Below are 23,134 nucleotides of genomic sequence, written 5' to 3' on the forward strand. Positions count from 1 at the left end.
TAGCTATTACTATAGTACACTATTTTTGGCAATAATATCGGTAATTTTAACAATAACTACTGTATTTTAATACTATTAGCTAGTTTACACAAGTTGTCAATTACCTCAAAAGTGTTTAGACTTGAAAGAAAAAGAAAATTTATTGAGGTTTTATTTTATGAAAACAATTTATTTAGTTCGCCACGGACAAACTTTTATTAACCGCTATGATAAAATGCAAGGCTGGTGCGACACCCCTCTTACTGAGCAAGGAATTGCGGGGGCAAAAAATGCTGGTAAAGAATTAGCTAATGTTGATTTTGATATTGCGATTTCTAGTGATTTAAAACGTGCTAGCGATACATGTGAATATATTATAGAAGAAAACATTAATCGTAATGAACTTCAGCATATTGCTACACCATTTTTTAGAGAGCAATTTTATGGCTTTTTTGAAGGAATGAACTCTGATGAAGCCTGGCGGATGATTGGTGGCGGCCATGGCTATCCAAGACGAGAAGACTTGTTTACTCATGTGGACATTGATACTGTGAAAGATTACATGAAAGAAGCAGATCCTTATCATGATGCTGAAGATGCTCAAGAATATTGGAAACGTGTTGACAAGGGATTTGAGATGATTAAACAAATGGAAGGTGCTGACAAAATTTTACTTGTCAGCCATGGTTTTACCATTCGCAGTATTGTATCTCGCTTTGCACCTGGACAATATAACTTAGCTCACGGTCCACAGAATGCTTCAATTACCATTTTAAAGATGGATGATGAAGGAAAGATTAATGTAGATAGTTATAACAAAATGACACTAGATGCCTAATTCTAAAATATTTATCCCACTATTTTTACTTAAAAACCTCGCTACTAACTTATCCAAAAGTTGATAGCGAGGTTTTATTATCATCCCCAATTTAGCTCATCATATTTTCTTTGAATGAATTCTTTAAACAAAGGAAGTGTATAGCCTAACTTGCCTCGAATAATAGGTTTGATTAAGCCATATTTAATTAATTTAGTCCGGTAGCCATTTACATATTGCTTACTCTTGCCCATGTCTTCAATTATAGTACTAATTGTTCCATCTTTACCCATTGCATACAAAAATTGAAAGTCTATTTCTGTTAATTCGTGAGCAATTACATCATAGGCTTGGTTAAACAAAATATCTTTGAAGGCTAACTGTGAATAGTCCCATGCCTGAGCAAAATCTTTTCTTTCTATTAAATTTTCAAACATCAAGTCTCCAATTAATTGGAAAGCGTAGGCGTATCCTTGAGTAGCTACAGCCATTTTTTCAGCTTCTCTACTACTAATACCTAATACCTTCATGTAAGTTTGAGCCATTGATAGTGGTTGTAGGTTCTTAATATGAAACCGATCAGCACGAACTAAGAAAGTTAAGTTGTGAGTACTAGACAGTTCAGAAACTTCTTTTAATAATCCCGTCATAATAATCGAAACTTGAAGTTCATTGAGACTCCAATCATTGAATTCTTCTGCTAGTTTCTGGATTGCAGGTGTATTCGAAACCTCATCAATACAAAATGCCACTCTCAAATTTGCTTGTTTTAATAACTTTAGAATTTTTGTTATTTCAGTTTTATAGTATATTTCATCATGTTTTTCACTGGCTTCTGCAAAATTCACCGAAATGAAAGGAAATTTAATTGAGATTGAAGTATTCCACTTTTTTACTTTTTCTAACATCGGAGCTAATTTAATATACATTATTCTAAACAAGTCATCAGTATTGTGAAGAGTAATCACAATAGTATCTTCATACTTGTTCAGTTCTTGTCCTATTTTATTCATGAAAACGGTTTTCCCTGAACCACGTACACCAGTAATGAAAAGAGAATAGGTAGGATGTTTTTTTGAGCGATGAATTTTATTAGCATATTTTTTTGCATCTTCATTAAAATCTAAATACAATTCTGGAATTCCACCAAATTCTGCATCAAATGGATTTTCTTCGTACATTAATTTCACCCTCTTACTTTACTTCATTTTACTTTTTCATCTAATTCTTTACTTCATTTTACTTCATTTTACTTTTTTGTCCAATTCTTTACTCCATTTTACTTAGCAAAAAACTCTAGCTAAAAAAGCTAGAGTTTCAACCTACATTAATTCTTCACGTGCTTGTTCACGTTTTCTAAGCCATGGCATTACAAAGCCGAGACCAAACAACACAAGGACAGTAATTATATTCATAATTAATTGGTGACTAAAGCCACTAGTTCCAAAAGCTACATTTTGTGGAATAAAACCTAGTGTTGCACATACAAACGTAAAGATTAGACACCAGAATCCTACAGTTAGCGCACCAGTTTTATTTTTGATGAACACATAACTTGAATGATATTTTTCTTGTTGCATCCGCATTGCTACAAAGGCAAAGAATACCCAACAAGTTTTATATGGAGAAATGATACCATTAACATTCAAAAGCCAATTGTAGATGGTATTAATATTAGGCAAAGTTCCAGTTAACAATAGTAAAAATAGGCTAAGTCCTGCAGTAATAGTATAACTATGGATTGGGCGGCCGTTTTTATTCTTTTTTGTTAGCCATTTAGGCATGAATTTATCCGCAACATCCCCTGCAAATACTCTACTTGAAGCATCTAGCAACACTGCTAGTTGCGCCATCATAAAGACTGCCTGCACTACTGCAAAGATATACATCAAAATTTTACCCATTCCCAAACTTTGTCCTAGTAGCTGAAAGGCGTAGTAAGGGCCATTCATCTTAAAGTCATTTGGAATATGGTGAGCATTGAAAAACATCGCTAAAGCTAATGTCCCAAAAATCGTCAAAAATCCTGTCATCAATGCCAACATCCACATTGACTTAGGGAAATCACGCTTGGGATTTTTCATTTCAGAGACATAAGGTGCAGCTAATTCTGCCCCAGAAATTGCAAAAATCAAAAGTCCTGTTGTTGAAAAGTAATTCAAACTAAATGATGGCTTAAAGGCACCCCAGTTAAATGGTTGGGTAGCAATATGGTGTCCGTGCATTACCGCATAACCTGCCAAAAGCACAAATAAAAATGACATGATAAACATTGCCCCACCACCAATTAAGGAAAGGACTTCAAGAGAATTTTTTAATAAATTTTCTAGCAAAATAAAAGCCAGAATGATTACAAAAGTTAAGATTCCAAACCAGAAGGTGGACATCTTTTTGTCTAAAGAATTATTTCCTAAAATCATCCAACTAAACGAAACAATAACTGAGTTTGAAACATCCACAATATAAGGCACACTTTGCACCCAATACATCCAACTTGTCCAGTATCCTAAAGTGTCATTACTACTATGCCGGACCCAAGATGCAAGACCTCCAGCTTGATTATCAAACGTTAAGCTCATTTGTGCAGAAATTAACGCATAGGGCAAAACGTATGAAAAGAATAGAAAGATCCATGAGATAACTACTGAAAGCCCTTGGTTTTGAAAAGGATAAAAAATATTTTCAAAACTAATAATTGTTACAAAGTCAATTAAAGCAATAATTGGCCACGCCATATAATGCTTCTTCTTAGGCTCAATATACTCCATATGTTCCATAATTAAATATTTACCTCCAAAATAAGTTTATTTTAATATTTCTGGGAAATACTTCTTACTTTGGTGGCTTTAATGGCAGCAATGGACTCAAAATTTTCACTTGTACTGCTCTCCAAAATCTATATAATTTATCCATGAAAGGACATCTGTCCAAATTATATAGATTTTATAAAATTATTCAAGACTATTTTTCATTTAGACTAATCGGAGGTTTTTGTGAATTATTTAGATATTGCTCTAGGCAAAAATATTACCTTACCCCAAACTTCACAATGGAATTTTGTAAAGCTTACTGCTGATGTCAATCCAGCCACGCTAGCTGCCATTGTAATTGATGGTAAAAATCAAGCTGAACTTGAGCTAATTCAAAAATTAAAAACTACTAGTGGTCTCAATCCTACCCTTATTAAACTTCCTTCTAATCCGGATGAACAAATGTTACAGAAAGTCTTTGCTCAAGCCAGTGCTTACTATGAAAAGATGGTACCCCAATATTTGCAAGATTTAATCAGCTTTTCTCAAACTCAACCAATAAGTTTTACTACTCCTGGCCACCATAATGGTCAATACTACGATAAACATCCCTCAGGAGTCGTCTTCAATCGCTTTTTTGGCAAAAATTTAATGTACGCTGACACCAGTGACACTGTTCCCCAACTTGGTGATATGATGACTCACGAAGGTGGGCCGCTAAGTGCTGAACAACAGGCTGCAAGGACATATCATGCGGACAAAGTTTATTTTTGTACTAATGGAACAACTAGTGCCAATTCAATTTGTAGTAGTGCCTTGCTAACAGAAGATGATTTAGTATTATTTGATCGTAATAATCATAAATCTCTTTACAATAGTGCCTTAGTAATGACGGGAGCACGTCCTGTTTATTTACCAACCGACCGTAACGCTTTGGGACTCATTGGCGAAATAAATTCTCAGGCTCTTAATGAAGAAGCAATTAGAAAAGAAATTGCCAAAGTTGATCCCCAGCGTGCTAAAGCTAACCGGCCCTTTCGTCTAGCAATTATTCAACTAGAAACCTATGACGGAATTTTTCAAAATCCAAAATATATTATTGATAAAATTGGATCTTTATGCGACTATATCTTATTTGATTGTGCCTGGGCTGGGTTTGAAAACTTTTTACCAATTATGGCAAAGATATCTCCGCTTAATTTAGAATTAGGCCCTGACGATCCAGGATTTTTGGTCACCCAATCACTCCACAAACAGCAAGCAGGAATGGGCCAAGCCTCACAAATTTTAAAAAAAGACAGTCATCTCAAGGGGCAACGCCGTTATGTAGATCATAAGCACTTCAATAATGCCTACCTTAAATTTGTAACAACTAGTTATTCTTATCCGCTTTATGCTTCACTAGTTGTTAACTCTGCTTTGACTGCTGGTAGTGGCAATAAGTTATGGTGGGATAAAATTCTACGACTAGGGATTGATTTTCGCAAGCAACTTTTAGCTAAATCACAGCTTTTCAGACCTTTTGTTTCTGAGAACTTTGCTAACTACACTACAGAAGAGCTAGCAACTACTCCCCAACTTTGGGAACTTACTCTGCAAGACAAGTGGCATGGTTTTAGCCAAATTGCTCCTCACCAAGCAATCATCGACCCAATGAAAATCACCCTTGCTACACCAGGAATTGATAATTCTGGAGCAAAATACACTGCCACTGGCTTACCGGCGCCTATTGTTTCTGAATTTTTAATGGAAAAAGATATTATTCGTGCGAAAAATGACCTTTATTCTTTGCTTTTCTTATTGACCCCAGGTGATACTGAACAGGATTTAACTATCTTATTAAATGCGCTCTTAGAATTTGAAGAACTTTACTTACACGATGCTGCTTTAAGCCAAGTTTTACCAAAGTTAGCTGCACAATATCCTGAACGTTATCGTGACTATACCATCCAGCAATTAGCGAATGAAATGCACAAATACTATTCTACGAACAAAACTTTTTCTCTTCAAAAAGATTTATTTGCAAAAAAGGACTTTCAAAATTATTCTTTGACACCAAAAATTGCTGACCAAAAGTTTATGAAAAATCAAAGTGAGTTAGTGGACTTAGCGCAAGTAAAAAATCGCATTGCTTTAGAAGGAGCTCTACCTTATCCACCAGGGATTTTTGTAGTTGCACCAGGAGAAATTTGGACTAAGACAGCTCAGCAATATTTTGAAGTTCTGCTAGGCGCAATTGAACAATTCCCTGGATTTGTACCGGAAATTCAAGGAGTCTATTTTAATAAAGATAAAAATGGTACACTAAAGGTCCAAGCGGAAGTTTTGAAAGAAAATAATTAAGGAGAAATTGCAAATTATGAGTTTATCTTGGAAAGAAAACTTACCTCAAGAATTACAAGAAAAAGTTGCTACGGTTGAAAAGAAAATTCAACCCCGATTAGAAGAAATTGACAATCAAGTTCTTTATAATCAACAACGTGTTTTAGACTTATTTAGAAAGCATCATGTTGCCGAAGAAGATTTAGTTTCATCAACTGGTTATGGTTATGATGATGCTGGGCGTGATAAATTAGAAAAAATCTACGCAGACTACTTTAAAGTTGATGATGCCTTAGTACGTCCTCAATTTGCTTCTGGTACGCACGCTATTACTGTTGGACTTTTCAGTATGCTCCGTCCCAAAGACACCCTTTACTACTTAACCGGTACTCCTTATGATACAATTCAACAAGTAATCGGTTTAGTTGGTGACAAACCAGGTAATATGCAAGAATATGATATTAATTTCAAAACCACTGAATTGAAAAATGGCGAAGTTGATTACGAGCAAGCTCGTCAAGATATCATGGATCCTACTATCAAGGTTGTGGCAATTCAACGTTCTCTTGGCTATTCAACTCGTGCAAGTTTTACCGTTGAAAAAATTAAAAAAATGATTGAATTTATCAAAGAAGTTCGTCCTGATGTGAACATTTTTGTTGATAACTGCTATGGTGAATTCTCCGAAAGTATTGAACCTACCTTTTACGGTGCTGATTTAATGGCCGGTTCTCTTTACAAAAATGCTGGTGCTGGTATTGTAAAAAGCGGTGCTTTCTTAGTTGGCCGTCAAGATTTAATCGATGCAGCCGGCAGTCGCTTAACAGTTCCCGGAGCTGGTAAAAGTGAAGGTGCTACATGGGGCTATCTACGTGATATGTATCAAGGTTTCTTTATGGCACCTCACACCACTGGTGAAGCAATTAAAGGAATGATTTATACTGCAGCTTTATGTGAAGAAATGGGAATGGATGTAGCACCAAAATGGGATGCACCAAGAACTGATATTGTTCAAACTGTTACCTTTGGTAAACCTGACCCAATGGTGAAGTTTTGTGCTGCTATTCAACACTATTCTCCAATGAACTCCTTTGTTGATCCTATTCCTTACCATCAAGAAGGATATGAAGATCAAGTGGTAATGGCTTCTGGGAGCTTTATTGAAGGTTCTACTATTGAACTATCTTCTGATGGACCACTTCGTGACCCTTACATGCTTTATATTCAAGGCGGTCTCTCTTATGCTCATGACAAAATTGCCATTACCCGAGCAGTAAAAGATACTTTTTATAATGATAAATAGCAAAAAATGATCATCTAATCTAAATAGATGATCATTTTTTCTATAGAAAAGTAATAACATGTTGTTTCGGTCGTGAGGATACTCTTTTGATAATAATTTATCCCCTTACCTAAGCTCATTATTGATAAAACTACTATTTTGTTAATAATTATCCCGTTACTTCAAGTTCATTATCAACAAAACCACCATTTTGTTAATAATTATACTGTTGCTCTGCACTCATTATCGACAAAAACCCTATTTTGTTAATAATTATGCCGTTACTCCAGGTTCATTATCGACAAAAACTACCATTTTGTTAATAATTATTCTTGATTAGAAACACTATTCTCAACAAATACTACTTTTGCACGTTATACTTTTCCCCACTTAGCACAATTGCCCGATATATTAACACGGTAATAATGTAATAAATTACATATAATACTCCAAAAAGAGTAAAGGGAATCCAAATTTGATTATACGGATTAGCAAAAATTATCTTAAAAAGTTGTAAACCACAAATTACATCTAATACTCCTAAAAGTGCCGGTAAAGCAAATAGAACACCAATCTCTTGGAAAATAGATACTGTTAACATTCTGGATTGAACACCAATTTTTTCTAACATCCTATAGCGAGGTACATCTTGGGCAGCACCGCTTAATACCTTAAACATTAATGTAGAAGCAAGCATTGCTAAAAATGCTAATCCTAAAAAGAAGCCCATAAATTCAAAGCCTGCTGCTAAACCTGAAATTGTCTCATAAATATCTACTTTTGTGTTGAGAGAATTTTTGAAATCAGTTGGCATCCCTGCTAACCCCAAAGCCTGCAATTTTTTAATATTAGCAAAATTTTGCTTAAAATGTGCAAGCTTAAGTAAGTATATCTTCTCAGTTTTGCCTTTTGTCTGAGCAAACTTTTTAGTTGAAACTACTGTAAATTTTGCTCCCAATTTTGGTAAAAATTGTGCAAATTCGATATTTTGATCAGAATTCTCAGTCATTACTTGCTTAAGTGAATAAGTAACTGTTTTGAACTTATACTGACCATTTTTTTCATAACTTTTTTGCGTTTTAATTCCTTGGTCAATACTCTCTTCTGACACATAGTAACGTGCATTTCCTTCTGAATCTTTGCCTACTTCTTTGACTGAAATTACGGCTTGATGTTGCACCTCTATTTTTTTCAATTGTTTTTTAACTGCTGCATCTTTTTGGTACAAAATAGCGTCATAGTAAACAGACTGTAATTGTTCATCAGTCAAGCGATTAAAATTCAGCCCAACAGTAATCGCTCCTAAGGCTAAGGCAAAAAGTAAAGAAATAACTGATAGCAACCGTGTATAACTCTTTAGACGAAATTTCAATTGTCCTAAAGTAAAAGAGTGGAGCTTGTGATAGTGAAATTGCTTAGTGGTACGTAACATATCAATTACCACACTAAAGACAGCATCAAAAGTAAAATAAGTTCCAACAACAATCGCAAAGAAACTAATTCCAATTCCCGCATTCTTGAGCTTAATAATATTAAAAATTGCCCAATATCCTAATGCTAAAAGTCCAATTCCTAATAAAGCTTCAATACCATGCCAAATCTTATTTTTGCTAAATTGCACCGGCTTGGTATCTTCTTTTAAAAGTAAGATAATCTTGGTGTTAACTAACTGACGACGATTCCAAAGAGCTGCCAAAAAGAATAATGCTGTAAAAAATATTCCTGTGCCTATTATTGCCGGGAAATAAAAGCCAATGAATTGATGGATTAAAAGACCCAACGACTTCACTAAGAGAGTTGCTACCCATTGAGTAAGTCCTATTCCAATAACAATACCAATTCCTGTTGCAACTAACCCTACAATCAATGTCTCTACGAAAATTAATATTCCTATTTTTGCTGGCCGTGCTCCTAACATCATATAGGTGCCATATGTCTTTTTACGCATACTTAGCAAAAAATTATTGGCATAGATCAAATAAATTAAAATAATAATGGCTAGCAATGCAATTCCAAATTTAAAAATTTGCTGCGTCATTGAAAATTTTACAACTGCTACGTTACTCTTTAAAAAGCTTTGATTAAGGGCAATTGACAAAAACATATAAAAAATTGCACTAGCCAGCGTTAACCCAGAAAATAAAATTAAGTAATCTTTGAAACGAGTTTTAATGCCATTGAGAGCTAATTTAATAAGCATTTATTTTCCTTTCTTTTATCGTTGACCTAATTTACTAATAATCTTTTGATAGAATTCTTCCCGACTCTCATTATCCTTTCGCAGTTCTTGACCGATTTTACCATCTTGGATAAACAAAATTCGATCTGCATAAGAAGCAGAATAAGGATCGTGGGTAACCATTAAGATCGAAACCTGATCATTTTTATTTAAATCACTCATTGTATTTAAGAGTTCAGTCGCACTTTTTGAATCTAAGGCTCCTGTTGGTTCATCTCCAAACAAAATTGCTGGATCATGAATTAATGCGCGGGCAGCAGCGACCCTTTGCTTTTGACCACCAGATATTTCGGCAGGATATTTTTCCAAAATTTTTTCAATTCCCAAGCGTTTAGCAATTTTTCTAACTTTTATTTCTATTTGTTTGGTTTTTACATTTTGCAAAGAAAGTGGCAAAGCAATATTTTCTTGGTTAGTTAAATTATCTAGCAAGTTGAAATCTTGAAAAATAAAGCCTATTTCTTGTCCACGAAAATCTGCTAATTGCTTTTTCTTTAGTTGAGTAATATCTTGGCCATTGATGACTACTTTCCCACTTGTTGGCGTATCCAGTGTTGATAAGATATTTAAAAGAGTTGTTTTACCAGAGCCAGATGCTCCCATAATTCCCACAAACTCTCCTTTTTGTACTTCAAAATTGATTCCTCTTAATGCTGTATATTGTCTCTTTCCCTGTTTTCCATAAGTTTTCACAAGATTCTCTACTTTAACAATTGTTTCCATACTTCACCTCATTAAATTGATATAGTGTAATACTTATCTCATACACTAATATAATACAGATCAATAAATCTCTTGTAAAGTATCCAAGGCCAATTTTTTGACTTATTTTTAATTTGGATTATTATGAAAATGAGAAGCATCTCATAAAGAATTAAAAAGTAGTTAAAGAGATCACTATAAAGTTGGACAATACCAATTAAATCCACGTAGTCAGCTTAATAATTACTATGTGTTAGTGTATTTTTTCTACAATTACTACAAACTAAATTTAACAACAATTTCGTTTTAACGATTATGATTATTCAGGTAGAGGTAATCATAGCTGGACAATTTTCTATGTATTTTTTTATAAATAGGAAATAATAGAACTGGCATTTCCTCAACATTCTAACCTCAACCAAAGGTAAATTTCCTTATTCAATTTTATTTTTTAATACTTTTTAATTCTTTACTCTCTGAAGGAGTCTTATGCAATCTAGCTAGTCAGATTGCATAAGACTCTTTCTTTTTGCTTGAATGAGTTTTCTCAACTATAATTATTTAAGCAATCACATAAAAAGTAGGTGAAAATAAATTTGATAACTAATAAAATACAAATGAAAAAGGCCTTTTTGGCCGGAGTCAACATTAATGAGCCTAATTTTGATTACTACATGACTGAATTAGATGAATTGGCTCAAGCTAATAATTTAGAAGTAGTAGGACAAGCTAGTCAAAATGCCGAAAGCATTGTCGCAGGAACATATTTTGGCAAAGGAAAAGTTAATGAAATTAAGCATTTAGCCCAAGGCCTTGGAGCAAAAGTTCTCATCATTAATGATGAACTAACTCCTACTCAGATTCGTAATTTAGAATCACTAACTAAACTAGAGGTTCTAGATCGCACAGAGTTAATTCTAGAAATTTTTTCAAATCGTGCCAAAAGTCGCCAAGCTAAATTACAAGTCCAACTTGCTCGCCTTCAATATGAATTACCACGCTTGCACCCATCCGAAAATAATTTGGATCAGCAGCGTGGTGGTGGCGGATTTGCCAACCGTGGTGCTGGTGAAACTAAGCTTGAAATGAATCGTAGAACAATTGGAAAGCAAATTAGTGCTATCAAGAAAGAACTTAAAGCTATCACTAGACAAGAAGAGATTAAATCATCAAGACGTAATAATTCAAATCTTCCTAAAGTTGCCTTAGTTGGTTATACGAATGCTGGTAAATCAACTACAATGAATAACTTATTAGCAACTTTTACTGAAAATTTTGAAAAGAAGCAAGTCTTTGAAAAAAATATGCTTTTTGCTACCTTAGATACTAGCGTTCGGCGAATTGACTTAAATGATGAATCTAGTTTTATTCTTTCAGATACAGTCGGCTTTATCTCTAAACTTCCACATAATTTAGTTGAATCATTTAAAGCTACTCTTCAAGAAGCTAAAGATGCAGATCTTTTAGTAAACGTTGTAGACAGTGCTGATCCAAATATGGTTCAAATGATTGATACCACCAAAAAAGTCCTGGCAGAATTAGGGATTAGTAATATTCCCATGATTACTGCATACAATAAAGCCGATTTAACCGCTAGAAACTTCCCTCAAATTGAAGGAGATGACATTCTTTATTCCGCAAAAGATCCTCATTCAATTAACTTGTTAGCTGATCTAATTACTAAACGTATATTTGCTAGCTATGAAAAAATTGATCTCCTCCTACCACTTAACGCTGGTAAAGAAATCTCTTATTTGCATGAACATGGTCAAGTAAGTAAAGAGGATTACCAAGATGATGGCATTCATGTTAGTGTGCGTTTAAGTCAAAAAGACATGCAAAAATTTAAACAGTACATAAAATAAAAAGTCAGGATTATTTCCTGACTTTTTTAGTATGTTGCTTATTCTTCTTTGTTTTCTTAGCATGATGTTTTTTATGGGGCTTATTTTTTACTTTTACTGAGACTACAACACCTGGGCGCATCATCCATCCACTTAAGACTCCACTTTTGTTAGCCTTGGCGGAATTGTAACCCATATTCATCCCTTCAGTACGAAACTTATATTCCGCATGGGGAGTCAATTGTTCTACATCCGTAGAAATAACTGCTTTTAACTTCATTCCCTTTACAAACTCCACATAAGCACCAAAGCCACGATAAAAGTTCACTTTTCCCTTTTTAGTTTGATAATAAAAATCTATGGTAGTTGTTGAACCAATTTTTCCTTCATTTAGGTACAAATCTGAAAAAGTTTTATGCTTACTACGATATGCTTTTACTGTTTGTCCTGCATAAACTGTAATTGATTTTTTTGATTTGTAGAGTTTTAAATTACTGGTAGCAGCACTTGCAGAATTACTAAAGATACAAAGTGGTAAGATAGCAGCAAGTAAAATAATTAATATTCTAGAGATAGTTTTCTTTTTCATAGTTCAAAGTAAAAATACGCCTCAACAGCGTATTTTTTAGTTTAATAAATTTTAGTATACAATTACAGGTTCATGAGTTGAAACATTATCCCAAACACTCTTAATTTCTGCTGGTCGAACGTTTACACACCCATGAGATCCACCTTTAAGATATGCAGTCTTAGACCAATCGGTTCTCCAACTTGCATCATGGAAACCACAGCCATCAACAGTAAATGGCATCCAATAACTTACTTTAGAGGCATAGCTTGAACCATCATCATTGGTTCCTCTTAATACACTAGGAGTTTGCTTATAACCAATGTACCAAACACCAGTTGGTGTAGCATCTGAGTCACCTTTGGAAGTAGTTACAGTACCAGTTACTACATCATCTAGCGTAACCACTGGTTTATTATTTTTGTAGATCCATACTTTTTGAGCACTCAATGAAACTACAATATAATCTTTTCCTAAACCATGATTTGCTGTGATACCATACCCTGTTCCTTCATCAGTAAAGCCATCTCCAAAGATAGTACTTTTACCATCTACAGTTTTAGCACCACTACTCAAGCCATCTTCAATTGCTTTTACTGCTTGCGGAGTATTAATTGCCCAACCATAACTTTTATTTTGGATAGTAATGGTTTTACCAGTTGGGGTTTTGAAAGGATAAGAGGTACGTAAAGTATTTACCTTTGAAGCAATAGCTTTAACTTGTTTAGTCAAAGTAGAAGCATCCAAGTAAACATATTTACCATCTTTGTAAGTTACCTTATTTAATACATCTTTAGCTTTAAAAGTATAATCTTTGCCAGCTAATTGATAAGTAGTGCTTCTCTTAGCAAGAGTAGATAATTTTTTGGCAGATTCATCAAGGTCTTGACTACCATAATTACGCTTAGTAGCATTTGGCATTCTGGTATATTGTTCATCAAAGTAAGTCTGAATTTGTTTTTTAGTAACCTTTTCTTCTCCTACTTGACTATAGATAACTTTTCCATTTTCTAAAGTTACTTGATTTTTACCAAGTTTATTAACTTTTTGTAGGCTTGGTTAACAGTCAACTTACCAACACTTACGTCCATAATTTTAACATTTTCATTAAAATGGGACTTGTTATATTCTTGTGCAGCAGCATCTTGTTGAGCTTTTACATGCCCAGCAATTAAGCCTCCAACAACAAGCACTACTACCAAACCAACTATTGAAATTATCCAGGGAGTATAATTTCTAGCCTTTGGCATTTTCTCATTCATTATTCTTCTACCTTCTTTAAATCAATTCTACTTAGTCAACAATTTACGCTCTCATAGAACTTTTCTTTCCAGAATTTGTTTCTGATGTAGTTCATTATACCATCTCAAGCTAAGCAAGAATAGAGATACAGTAAAAAAGACCACTGATCGCATCGCCCAGTGGTCTTTCTCTATTCATTAAAGTACACGCACTCCGTATGATGGGTAGAAGTAGCTACTAATAGTAGCAGTAGTTACATTTTGACCTGGTTGTGGAGCATGAATGTATTGGTTGTTACCTAAGTAAATACCTACGTGGTAGTTACCCCAGAATACTAAATCACCTGGTTTTAAGTTTGAAATAGAAACTCTCTTACCAGCATTTAATTGTACATAAGTTGTACGACCAATATTCTTACCAGCAGCTTTGCTAAATACATAGGAAGTAAGTCCTGAGCAGTCAAAGCTAGATGGACCAGTAGCACCCCATACGTAAGGTTTACCAATTTGTTTCTTGGCTAAGTTAATAACTTTTTGAGCAACAGCTGAAGTATTAGTAGTGGTTGCTGCTGGAGCTTGAGAAACAGCTTTAACTGCCTTTTTCTTAGGCTTAGTCTTAGTTACAGTGTAAGTTGCGTCCTTTTCAGATACCCAAGCATCAGTTCCGATCTTGTACCAATGAACACCAGTTGAATCAACGGCATTATCAGTTACCTTATAAGTAGAACCAACTGCTAAAACTTTTGCAGTAGCTTTGCCGTGGTTGTATGAAGAACTGGCATTAACTTGTTTGTTAATCTTAACAGTCTTCTTTGTAGCTGCTTGCACATTGTGATGAGAAGCATCATTGTGTGAAGTAACTGCTACACCGGTTAAAGTTAAAGCAGCTGCGGCAGATAATTTGATAAAGTGACGTTTGATATTCAAAAAAATTCCTCCAAATAGGTTAGTTAAATTTGTAAATTTGTTTAAATTCGTAATTTCTTAATTGACAATTTTCATTGTAGACGTTCTTTGTTACAAAACTGTTACAAACATAAACCGAGCTAATTACAAAAAGCCATAAAAAATTACAAATAGATAGCAATTTTTTCAAATATTCATGATTCGCTCTTTTTGAGCTTATTAATTACTTTATCAAGAGCAATCTTTGTTTCTTCCCAGTCATTATTTTCTAACATATGAGCTTTCTCGGCTAACTCATTATTTAAATGTAAATCTCTTTTAAACTCCGCACTAGATAATCGTTTTTTAATTTCCACAACATCATCACCACGTTCGAGCAAGCGTTGCGTCAAAATTTGCGGCTCATTGACGGTTAAATAGATGAAATAAACTTTATCTCTTAAAGCATCTAAATATGACTTTACTCCATCTGTTTCAACTATTAGTGAAACAAGATCATTTTTTTCCCAGGCGCGTTTTAAAGCTTCTTTACTTGAGCCGTATTGATAGTCACCATATTTCACATGTTCAAAAAAGTGTAGTTTTTCAAAACTTTCATCACTTTCAAAGTAATAAGATTTTCCATCTACTTCTCCTTTTCTTTTAGGTCTTGTGGTATGAGTCACTACCCTAGGAATTTGATATTTTTCTTGCAAGTATTGCGACACCGTTGTCTTCCCTACACCACTTGGTCCCGCAATAATGATAATTCTACGCAAGCTACTACCCCTCTTTCTTGAAATACGATATTATATATATTAGTATTTCAGTGTTATTGAACACAAGAATTTTTTGAAAAAAGGTGTTAATTATGAAAAAATCTGAAGTTAAATTAGGACAAATTGTCGCTGCTACTTCTGAAGAAGAATTAAAATATCCTTTTGAAGGAAAAGTAGATAAAATTTATGAGAACTCTGCTTTGCTTGCAATTACCTCTTACGATCCTAAAGATGAAACTGCTGTTAGTGAATTAAATCATAAGATGGTTGTTAACTTTAAAAAATTGAAAAAAGTTAAAGCTCCTGCTAAAACAAAAGTAGCAGCTACAAATGATATCAAAGTTTCAAAAGTTGATGAAGATGATAAAAAATCTTCTAAGTAATTTAAAAGAGCAAGAATTCTCTTGCTCTTTTGTTATAAAAGGAATTCAATTTTATGCAAAAAAAAATTCAGAAATTTTTATTTTGGTTTATTTTAATTCAACCCTTTTTAGATTTCTACTGGCTTAATACTCCTCCACTATCAGAAATCTTACCTTTTTCGTTTCCAACCATCATTCGAATCATTGGAATTATATTTTTGGCAGGGATGTATTTAAGTAAAAAACAAAGCTGGCGACTTCTTAAGCGGCAATGGTGGATAATTGGTTACTTGATTATCCTTACTCTGTACTGTATATGTCACTTAGTACATGTAGCTCAATTTAAGTCACTTTCAGCAACTAGCTATCATTACTCACTAACTGCAGAAATTTTCTATCTTGTTAGAATGTTTTTACCGTTAATAGTTTTATACATTACTAAATATTTAAAATTCAGCGAGCAAACTATTGAGCACCTAGTACAAATTTTAGTAGGAACTTTTTCGGGAATAATTGTAATTACCAATCTTTTAGTAATTTCTTTACGCTCTTATGGTGATGGGCGAATTGGTGCTAACTTTTTTGCGTGGTTTACTCCCCACTACCTTTCCTACACTTTAACTGCTTCAAAAGGATTTTTTTACTTTGCTAATACCCTATCTGCTATCTTATTTATGCTAGCAGCTTTAATGATTTACTTTTTTATCAAAAATTTCAATTGGATCAATGGAATTTTGGTATTTTTATTAGGTTGGAGCATGTTGATGCTGGGGACTAAAACTTCAACTCTTGGTTTTATTATTGTCCTTGCAGCTTGGTTTATTCTTTATTTTATTCATGCTTTTATCTTTAAAAATATTCACTTTTCTTGGAAAATTATTACTTGTCTAATTGCACTTGGAGGAATTTACTTAGCTATTATTCCTGCTAGTCCAATGATTGCTCGTCAAAAGGCTGATGCGATGATGTTAGAGCGTGAAAAGGGAACAAAATACAGTGAACCTGTCCTTAATAAGAAATTAGCTACCGGTCTTAAAAAGACTAAAACAAAATCTGAGCGAGAGCAGTATTTAAAGTCTTTCATTAAGGAAAACTACCGCCACTACAGCTTAGATGAAAAATTTGTCAAAAAATCATACTCCTATAAAAATGATCCTGAATTTTGGTATAGTTTGATGACCGGGACTTCAACCTTAACTCGCCTTAACAACCGTTTTACTGAACAAGCAATGTTAAATCAGGTTGTAAAATATAACAACAATTCCGGCGACCGCTGGCTAGGAATTTCCTATGCTCGGACTTCTAATATTTTCAATTTGGAACGCGATTTTATTTATCAATCCTACAGTTTAGGTTGGATAGGAGCAATCCTATTTCTTGGAATATATATTATTAGTGAAATTTACGCTCTTATTGCCTGGGTCAACAATAAAAATAATCATAAATTATTAAATTCAGCTCTGTTACTGGCAAATGGAATTTGCTTAGTGGCTGCCTTTTATTCAGGAAATGTGATGGACTTTTTAACCGCAACTATTTTATTAGGATTTTTCACCGGTTATATGTTAAGTTTAATTACAAAAAAAGAATCTGCAGACTGAAGTGCCATAAGAAAGTTAGACACTTTATAAAATTTTAAATACTTGATAATACACGATTTCTGTATTTTACAGGAGTCGTGTATTTTAATTTATTGGAACGACGAATATTATTAAACCAAGTGACATACTTACTTAACACTTGCTTCATCTCTTCAAGAGAGCCAATCTTAAGTCGATTTAGGCATTCTCTTTTCATTAGGTTGAATATAGTTTCACCTGGCGCATTATCATGACAATTTCCTTTTCTAGACATGCTTTGTGTAATATTCATTTCTTTAAGACGGGCTTGATAACCAGCATTTTGATATTGAAAACCTTGATCAGAATGTAAAATTGGTCGTGCATCTTTTGGTAAATTTACTTCAAGTTCATCAAGCATCCTATAAATAGTCTTCATCTCAGGAGAGTAACTAACTGCACAAGCCAGTATTTCCAGAGATGCTTCATCAACTATTGGTGAAATATAGACTTTTTTGCCATTAGTTAATTTGTATTCTGTTACATCGGTATGCAAGACCTTATAAGGGATAGTCTCATCAAAGATCTGATTAAGAATATTAGGAGCCTTTTTGCCAACGCTACCTTTATAAGAACTGTACTTAGCTGTATTCTTATGATAAATCATGGTTTTAATACCCATATCACGCATAATTTTACGAACAGTTTCCTTAGCAAGATTGATACCAGTATCTTTTAAAGCGCCCCAAATACGCCGATAACCGTATGTTTCATTACTTTCATCATAATAAATATGATTAATTTCTTTCTTAACTTTAGCGTATCTATCGCACTTATTAATTCGATTTTTTAAGTTATCATAATATGTTTTTCGATTAAGCTTAAGCAGACTAAATAAGGTATTCAGCTTTACAGTTGGCACTTTAGCCCGAATATCCTTGATAATTAGCGTTTTTTCTTTGTTGGATAGCGAGGATAACGGGCAGCCACTTTTTTTAAGACAAGATTCTCCAGTTTTAATTTTTCGATTTCCGCTTCTTGTTTAATAATCTTCTCTTCATATTTTTGCTTCTCACTAAGTTTTATCTTTTGAGCTTGTTTCTTTTTAGGTTTCTTAGGCATTTTGGATGGATGTCCTTTCTGCTTAGGAAGTAAACCAGCCATACCTTCTTTTTTAAATTTATTAACCCAAGTGTAAACCTGAGAAGAATTTATATTGAACTTGGCAGCTACCGGAGTTATTCCTAAATTAGGATTATTTAAATAATAGCGTACCACATTTAACTTAAACTCAGGAGAATAGTTCATCTTCTTATGTTTAATTTTAAGAGATTCAAGGCCATTTTCATCAGCCTGATGAATCCATTTATATACCATAGAGTAAGGAATATTGTACTTTCTACTTAATCCCTTTATTGAATCTTGATGATTAAAGAATTCAGAAACAATCTTAATTTTGAACCCATTAGAATATTTAGTCATAAAAAATACCTCACAATCGTTAGATCTATGTCTAACAATTATGAGGCACTTCAGACTAAGCAGATTCTTTTTTATGCTCAAATTAGTGAGTTACTTCTTTAACAAAGGTCCGATCTGGAACGCGAATTAAGTAATATTTAGTAGCTTGTCGACCACTATGAAGGGCTAAGCCATTGTACCAGTTCTTTTTATAGGTTGCTGTATAAATGGCGACGTAAGCTTTTTGATATTCCTTATCTGCATTTTTTAAAGCCTTGGTTGAAAATGGAATAACGTTAGATGCTATATTTTTAGGATCTGTACCATCAGAAATAGTAGCGTAAGTACTTTTTACAGTATAACGACTGCCATTGCTGTAAAAATTATAAGTCTGAACTGGACGCATCCCTTTATCAGAATTAGCTGTCACATAGTATGACTTGTGACTGTTAGTACTTAAAATTAGTGGCTGATACTCCACCTCACTAGTAATTAAAGTATTATCTTCTAAAACTGGTTGACTAAAGAAAGTTAAAAAGATCATTCCACTTGTAGCTGCTAAAAAAATAAAAACTTCAATCGCATCTACAAATGTTGTTTTCCATTCAAAGCGTTTGCGATCCCTAACAATCATCATTAAATGTCGCTTACGAATGTTTTGCACAATAAATACTAAATACAAAACAATTGCCAACCAGGCAATAATTCCTAAGATATTCCAACCAATGCTCATTTTAAATCCTTCACTTTTCTTTACTTACTAGTTTCCTTTTTGGCTGCAGTTTTTTTAGTTGTTGGTTCTGGCTTTTTATAAGAGCGAACTTCTTTTAATTTTTCAACAATATTTTCTGCCAAAATTTCACTAAATTTTTCTGCGTCAGCAACTATTTCATCTACACTTGCCAAAATATCAATTCTAAAATGCGAAACATTAATATAGTCTGAAATTGTTTCAAAATAAATATTTACTGGGACTGGGGTCTCATCATCAAAAAAGTTACTAATCTTCTTATAGTTGGCAAATGGCAAGTTAATAATATTACTTTCCAAAGCAAATGTTACTGGTCGCTGTCCACTAACTGCTAACTGCGTTTGAATCAATGAATCATGGTTGCTAGCTTGCACAACTTCTTGAATCATTTTACTAGCAAATTTTTTGATTTTTGTTTTATTTAGTTCACTATATTTTACAGTTTCTAAATCCTGTAAATAATCTTGATCTTCAATTTTTTTGGTAATTGCTTCTTGATTAATTTTCACAGTAAATCTGTTCCTTTTCACATTATTTCTTTTATTAACCATAATTGATTAAGACAAAAGTTTCAAGAAAAACAAAAAAGAGATTGGAAATTCCAACCTCTCTCAAGCAAAGAAGATATAAATATATCTCAGGGTCTTCGTTTCACAACCGAAGTAGCCCAACATCAACACTTCCCGTGTTTTAGTATCTAAACTTAGATGTCTTTTGTCAAAGAACGCACTTCGCGTTTTTCCTCGACTCGTCGCTAACAAATATTATAACATATTACGTTTCCTTTTTCTACCATTTTTATATTTAAAAAAGAATTCAATTACTAATTGAGCTAACATAAAGCCCATCGCAATCGCAATTGTAACAATTGCTACTTTTAATAACAAATCTTCCCCTTCGGATAACTGACCACTAACTAAGGCACGGACAGCTTGATAGGCAGGCACGCCCGGAACCAAGGTTACAATTCCAGGAATATTAAAGATTATTGCAGGACATTTTTTTCTAATTGCAAACATATATCCTAAAATCCCAATTGTAAAAGCACCTAATAAGTTAGATCCAAGTCTACCAAAACTAGCTTGGGTCCCAAACCAATAAACCATCCACCCACTGGCTCCGGTAATTCCACAAGCAACTAATGCACGATGTGGCACATTAATAATCAGTGCAAAACCAACAGAGGCAATCCAGGAAAACGAAAGATTAATTAAAACATCTAACCAAGATGGTATCATTTAAAGCCCTCCTGCAAATACTTTAATCGCAAACCCAATTCCTCCTCCAAGTGCTACAGCGGTTAGCAAGGCTTCCACTGCTCGTGAAATTCCCGATAACAGATCACCAGTGAAAAGGTCTCGCAAAGCATTTGTAATTGCCACACCTGGAACTAAAGTCATTAAGGCTCCAATAATAATATTATCTACTTTCAAAATTGGCAATAAGCGGCATAAGCAAATCGTACTGGTTGCCATAACGATTGCAGTTACTAATTCTGCTAAAAATCTCACACTTGTGTAACGCTTCATCCCCAAGAAAAAGCCATAGCTTCCTCCACCAATAATCGCTGCTGGTAAAAAATCTGCCCAATCATATGCTCCCATAAACAAAATCATTAAGGTTGGACTCATAATCGTTGCCCCCAATATTTGAAGCCAAATTGGAAAATCTGGGAGTGCACGAGATATTTCTTGCAATTTTTTCCGTAGCTGTTTTAGCGTAATTTCTTTGGCTGCGAATTTTCGTGAAAGCTCATTAACACGATCTACTAGCTCTAAATTAATATTCCGATTCTTTACCTGGGTAATTTGAGTATAGGAATGCTGACCTAAACTCATGAAGATTCCTGTAGGCGTAATAAAGCAGCGTGCTTCTTCTACTCCGGCATTATGTGCAATTCGGAGCATTGTGTCTTCAACACGGTAAATTTCACTTCCACCTTCAAGCATCAGCCGTCCTGCTTTTAAGCAAGTATCTAAAATCTCATCCGCTTGCTTTTCAGCTAATTTTGTTTGTGTCATCTCTTAACCTCAATTACTGCATATTTTCAATGTCAATTGTTTTATCAATCCAATCTCCCCGGAAAAAATCACGCTCGTGACTTACGATAATTACCCCACCTGAAAATGCTTCAATCGCCTTGCGCAATGAATCTTTAGTAGCAACATCTAAGTGGTTAGTTGGCTCATCTAAAAATAATAAATTGGCAGGTTCAAAGGCCATCTGGGCTAATTTAACTTTTTCTTGTTCTCCTCCTGAAAGTTCCTTGAGCGGACTCATTGCTTGTTGGGCAGTTAACCCCATTCGTGCTAAGCTTTGGCGAAGTTCTCTTGGACGTAAACGAGGAAATTCTTCTTGCAAATATTGCAAGGGAGTCATGTTCTTATTTGGCCAAGCTAAATCTTGTTTAAAATAGGCTAATTTAGCAGTAGTAGAAAGCTCAAAAGAGCCATAGATCGGTTTTAATTTTCCCAATAAAGTTTTAAGTAAGGTAGTTTTTCCAATTCCATTAAAACCAGTGACTGCTACTTTTTCACCATTTCCAACGCTAAAATTAAAAGCCGACTTAACCAAAGCTTTATCATATCCAATTACCAAATCACGTGTTTGAAGTAATAAATTGGAAGCTGTTGCTACATAAGGGAAAACAACATGAGCCTTTTTATTAGTTTTAGGAGGATTTAAAAGTTCCATCTTAGAGAGCTGTCTTTCACGTGACTTTGCACTCTTTGATCGTGATCCAGCCTTATTTTTTCGAATGTAAGCTTCTGATTTTTTGATTTTTCGCTGCTGATTAGCATAAGCTTTCAAATAACTTTCTCGATCTGCTTCTTTTTGCCGCATAGCATGTTTTAAATCACCACTATAACGGGTAATAGTTCCAAAATCAATATCAATTATGCAATTAGTTATGCGTCCTAAAAAATCATAATCGTGAGAGACAACGATAAATGCTCCCTCAAAATCATTTAAGTAATCTGCTAGCCAATCAATATGATTAACATCAAGATAGTTTGTTGGTTCATCTAACACCAAAACATCTGGACTTTGAAGCAATAGCTTAGCCAAAATTAATTTTGACCGCTGACCACCTGACAATTTTTCGACATCATGGTCAAACCCTACTTCAGCTAATCCTAATCCTGTAGCCACACGTTCAATTTTGGTATCAATATCATAAAATTCTTTTTCTTCTAAAAGTGTTTGAATTTTACCAGCCTTTTCCAATAAGTCTTCATCCCCACTTTCACCATATTTCACATAGAGCTCATTAATTCTTTTTCTTTTTCAAAAAGTTCACTAAAAGCTGTTTGCAAAAATTGTTTAATTGTCATTCCAGGGGTTAATTTAGCATATTGATCTAAATATCCTACTTTAATTTTATTTTGCCACTTAATTTGACCGCTATCTTGGGTAATTTCTCCTGTTAACATTCTAATTAAGGTCGACTTTCCCACACCATTTTGGCCAGTTACACCCATGTGATCTTCTTTATTTAAAACAAAACTTGCATTTTCATATAAAGTTTTATCAACAAAAGTTTGACTTACATCTTTAACAGTTAATAAGCTCATATTTCCTCCGTAAGTTCA

General features: G+C 34.0%; 18 protein-coding genes and 2 pseudogenes. 6 read left to right on the forward strand and 14 right to left on the reverse strand.

Going from position 1 to position 23,134, the window contains the following annotated elements; genetic code table 11:
* Positions 1-157 precede the first annotated feature (157 nt).
* The gene (locus tag FP433_RS06955) at positions 158-817 is read left to right on the forward strand and encodes a histidine phosphatase family protein (RefSeq protein WP_265486659.1); all 660 of its coding nucleotides are present in this window, start codon (positions 158-160) and stop codon (positions 815-817) included.
* Positions 818-897: 80 nt separating this feature from the next.
* Here the strand turns inward: FP433_RS06955 and FP433_RS06960 are convergent, their stop codons facing one another.
* On the reverse strand, positions 898-1,977 hold the full coding sequence (locus FP433_RS06960) for a P-loop NTPase fold protein (protein ID WP_265486660.1): 1,080 nt from the start codon (positions 1,975-1,977) through the stop codon (positions 898-900).
* A 141-nt stretch (positions 1,978-2,118) separates the two neighbouring features.
* A complete protein-coding gene (locus tag FP433_RS06965; RefSeq protein WP_265483895.1) occupies positions 2,119-3,573 on the reverse strand; it encodes an APC family permease in 1,455 nt (484 codons plus the stop codon).
* A 216-nt stretch (positions 3,574-3,789) separates the two neighbouring features.
* Here FP433_RS06965 and FP433_RS06970 point away from each other — a divergent pair, with 216 nt between their 5' ends.
* Both FP433_RS06970 and FP433_RS06975 read left to right on the forward strand, forming a co-directional pair.
* Positions 3,790-5,889 carry a putative ornithine decarboxylase gene (locus FP433_RS06970; protein ID WP_265486661.1) on the forward strand — a complete coding sequence of 700 codons (2,100 nt, stop codon included), beginning with the start codon at positions 3,790-3,792 and terminating at the stop codon, positions 5,887-5,889.
* A gap of 16 nt (positions 5,890-5,905) precedes the next feature.
* On the forward strand, positions 5,906-7,171 hold the full coding sequence (locus FP433_RS06975) for an aminotransferase class I/II-fold pyridoxal phosphate-dependent enzyme (RefSeq protein WP_265486662.1): 1,266 nt from the start codon (positions 5,906-5,908) through the stop codon (positions 7,169-7,171).
* A gap of 340 nt (positions 7,172-7,511) precedes the next feature.
* Here FP433_RS06975 and FP433_RS06980 read toward each other — a convergent pair whose 3' ends face one another.
* Together FP433_RS06980 and FP433_RS06985 are read right to left on the reverse strand one after the other, a co-directional pair.
* The gene (locus tag FP433_RS06980; protein WP_265486663.1) at positions 7,512-9,350 is read right to left on the reverse strand and encodes an FtsX-like permease family protein; all 1,839 of its coding nucleotides are present in this window, start codon (positions 9,348-9,350) and stop codon (positions 7,512-7,514) included.
* A gap of 15 nt (positions 9,351-9,365) precedes the next feature.
* On the reverse strand, positions 9,366-10,112 hold the full coding sequence (locus tag FP433_RS06985; RefSeq protein WP_265483891.1) for an ABC transporter ATP-binding protein: 747 nt from the start codon (positions 10,110-10,112) through the stop codon (positions 9,366-9,368).
* 596 nt (positions 10,113-10,708) lie between these two features.
* Between FP433_RS06985 and hflX the strand changes: the two genes are divergently transcribed.
* The gene (gene hflX, locus FP433_RS06990; protein ID WP_416202987.1) at positions 10,709-11,956 is read left to right on the forward strand and encodes a GTPase HflX; all 1,248 of its coding nucleotides are present in this window, start codon (positions 10,709-10,711) and stop codon (positions 11,954-11,956) included.
* A 10-nt stretch (positions 11,957-11,966) separates the two neighbouring features.
* Here the strand turns inward: hflX and FP433_RS06995 are convergent, their stop codons facing one another.
* The 4 genes and pseudogenes from FP433_RS06995 to FP433_RS07015 form a co-directional block, all read right to left on the reverse strand.
* Positions 11,967-12,524, reverse strand: coding sequence for a hypothetical protein (locus FP433_RS06995; protein ID WP_265486665.1), 558 nt, complete (start codon positions 12,522-12,524; stop codon positions 11,967-11,969).
* Positions 12,525-12,575: 51 nt separating this feature from the next.
* Positions 12,576-13,765, reverse strand: a pseudogene (locus FP433_RS07000) (L,D-transpeptidase family protein).
* A 177-nt stretch (positions 13,766-13,942) separates the two neighbouring features.
* Positions 13,943-14,671, reverse strand: a complete 729-nt coding sequence (locus FP433_RS07010; protein WP_265486668.1) for a C40 family peptidase — start codon at positions 14,669-14,671, stop codon at positions 13,943-13,945.
* A 173-nt stretch (positions 14,672-14,844) separates the two neighbouring features.
* On the reverse strand, positions 14,845-15,408 hold the full coding sequence (locus tag FP433_RS07015) for a guanylate kinase (RefSeq protein ID WP_265483886.1): 564 nt from the start codon (positions 15,406-15,408) through the stop codon (positions 14,845-14,847).
* A 92-nt stretch (positions 15,409-15,500) separates the two neighbouring features.
* On the opposite strand from FP433_RS07015, the gene FP433_RS07020 reads away from it, so the two are divergent.
* Both FP433_RS07020 and FP433_RS07025 read left to right on the forward strand, forming a co-directional pair.
* Positions 15,501-15,791: a DUF2187 domain-containing protein gene (locus FP433_RS07020; RefSeq protein ID WP_265483885.1), complete on the forward strand. Its 291-nt coding sequence runs from the start codon at positions 15,501-15,503 to the stop codon at positions 15,789-15,791.
* A 53-nt stretch (positions 15,792-15,844) separates the two neighbouring features.
* Positions 15,845-17,371, forward strand: a complete 1,527-nt coding sequence (locus tag FP433_RS07025; protein ID WP_265486669.1) for an O-antigen ligase family protein — start codon at positions 15,845-15,847, stop codon at positions 17,369-17,371.
* 34 nt (positions 17,372-17,405) lie between these two features.
* Here FP433_RS07025 and FP433_RS07030 read toward each other — a convergent pair.
* The 6 genes and pseudogenes from FP433_RS07030 to FP433_RS07055 form a co-directional block, all read right to left on the reverse strand.
* A protein-coding gene (locus FP433_RS07030; RefSeq protein WP_265486670.1) for an IS3 family transposase occupies positions 17,406-18,811 on the reverse strand; the annotation gives its coding sequence in 2 pieces (ribosomal slippage) (positions 17,406-18,331 and positions 18,331-18,811; 1,407 coding nt in all).
* Between the two features lie 82 nt (positions 18,812-18,893).
* Complete coding sequence (locus FP433_RS07035; RefSeq protein WP_265483881.1) at positions 18,894-19,523, reverse strand: LVIS_2131 family protein; 630 nt, start codon at positions 19,521-19,523, stop codon at positions 18,894-18,896.
* A gap of 20 nt (positions 19,524-19,543) precedes the next feature.
* On the reverse strand, positions 19,544-20,050 hold the full coding sequence (locus FP433_RS07040; protein WP_265486671.1) for a hypothetical protein: 507 nt from the start codon (positions 20,048-20,050) through the stop codon (positions 19,544-19,546).
* 255 nt (positions 20,051-20,305) lie between these two features.
* A complete protein-coding gene (locus FP433_RS07045; RefSeq protein WP_265484614.1) occupies positions 20,306-20,776 on the reverse strand; it encodes a threonine/serine exporter family protein in 471 nt (156 codons plus the stop codon).
* Between the two features lie 3 nt (positions 20,777-20,779).
* Positions 20,780-21,562, reverse strand: coding sequence for a threonine/serine exporter family protein (locus FP433_RS07050; RefSeq protein WP_265486672.1), 783 nt, complete (start codon positions 21,560-21,562; stop codon positions 20,780-20,782).
* A 13-nt stretch (positions 21,563-21,575) separates the two neighbouring features.
* Positions 21,576-23,116, reverse strand: a pseudogene (locus FP433_RS07055) (ABC-F family ATP-binding cassette domain-containing protein).
* Positions 23,117-23,134 lie beyond the last annotated feature (18 nt).

The sequence above is a fragment of the Lactobacillus sp. PV012 genome, assembly GCF_014522325.1.
Lineage (GTDB): Bacteria > Bacillota > Bacilli > Lactobacillales > Lactobacillaceae > Lactobacillus.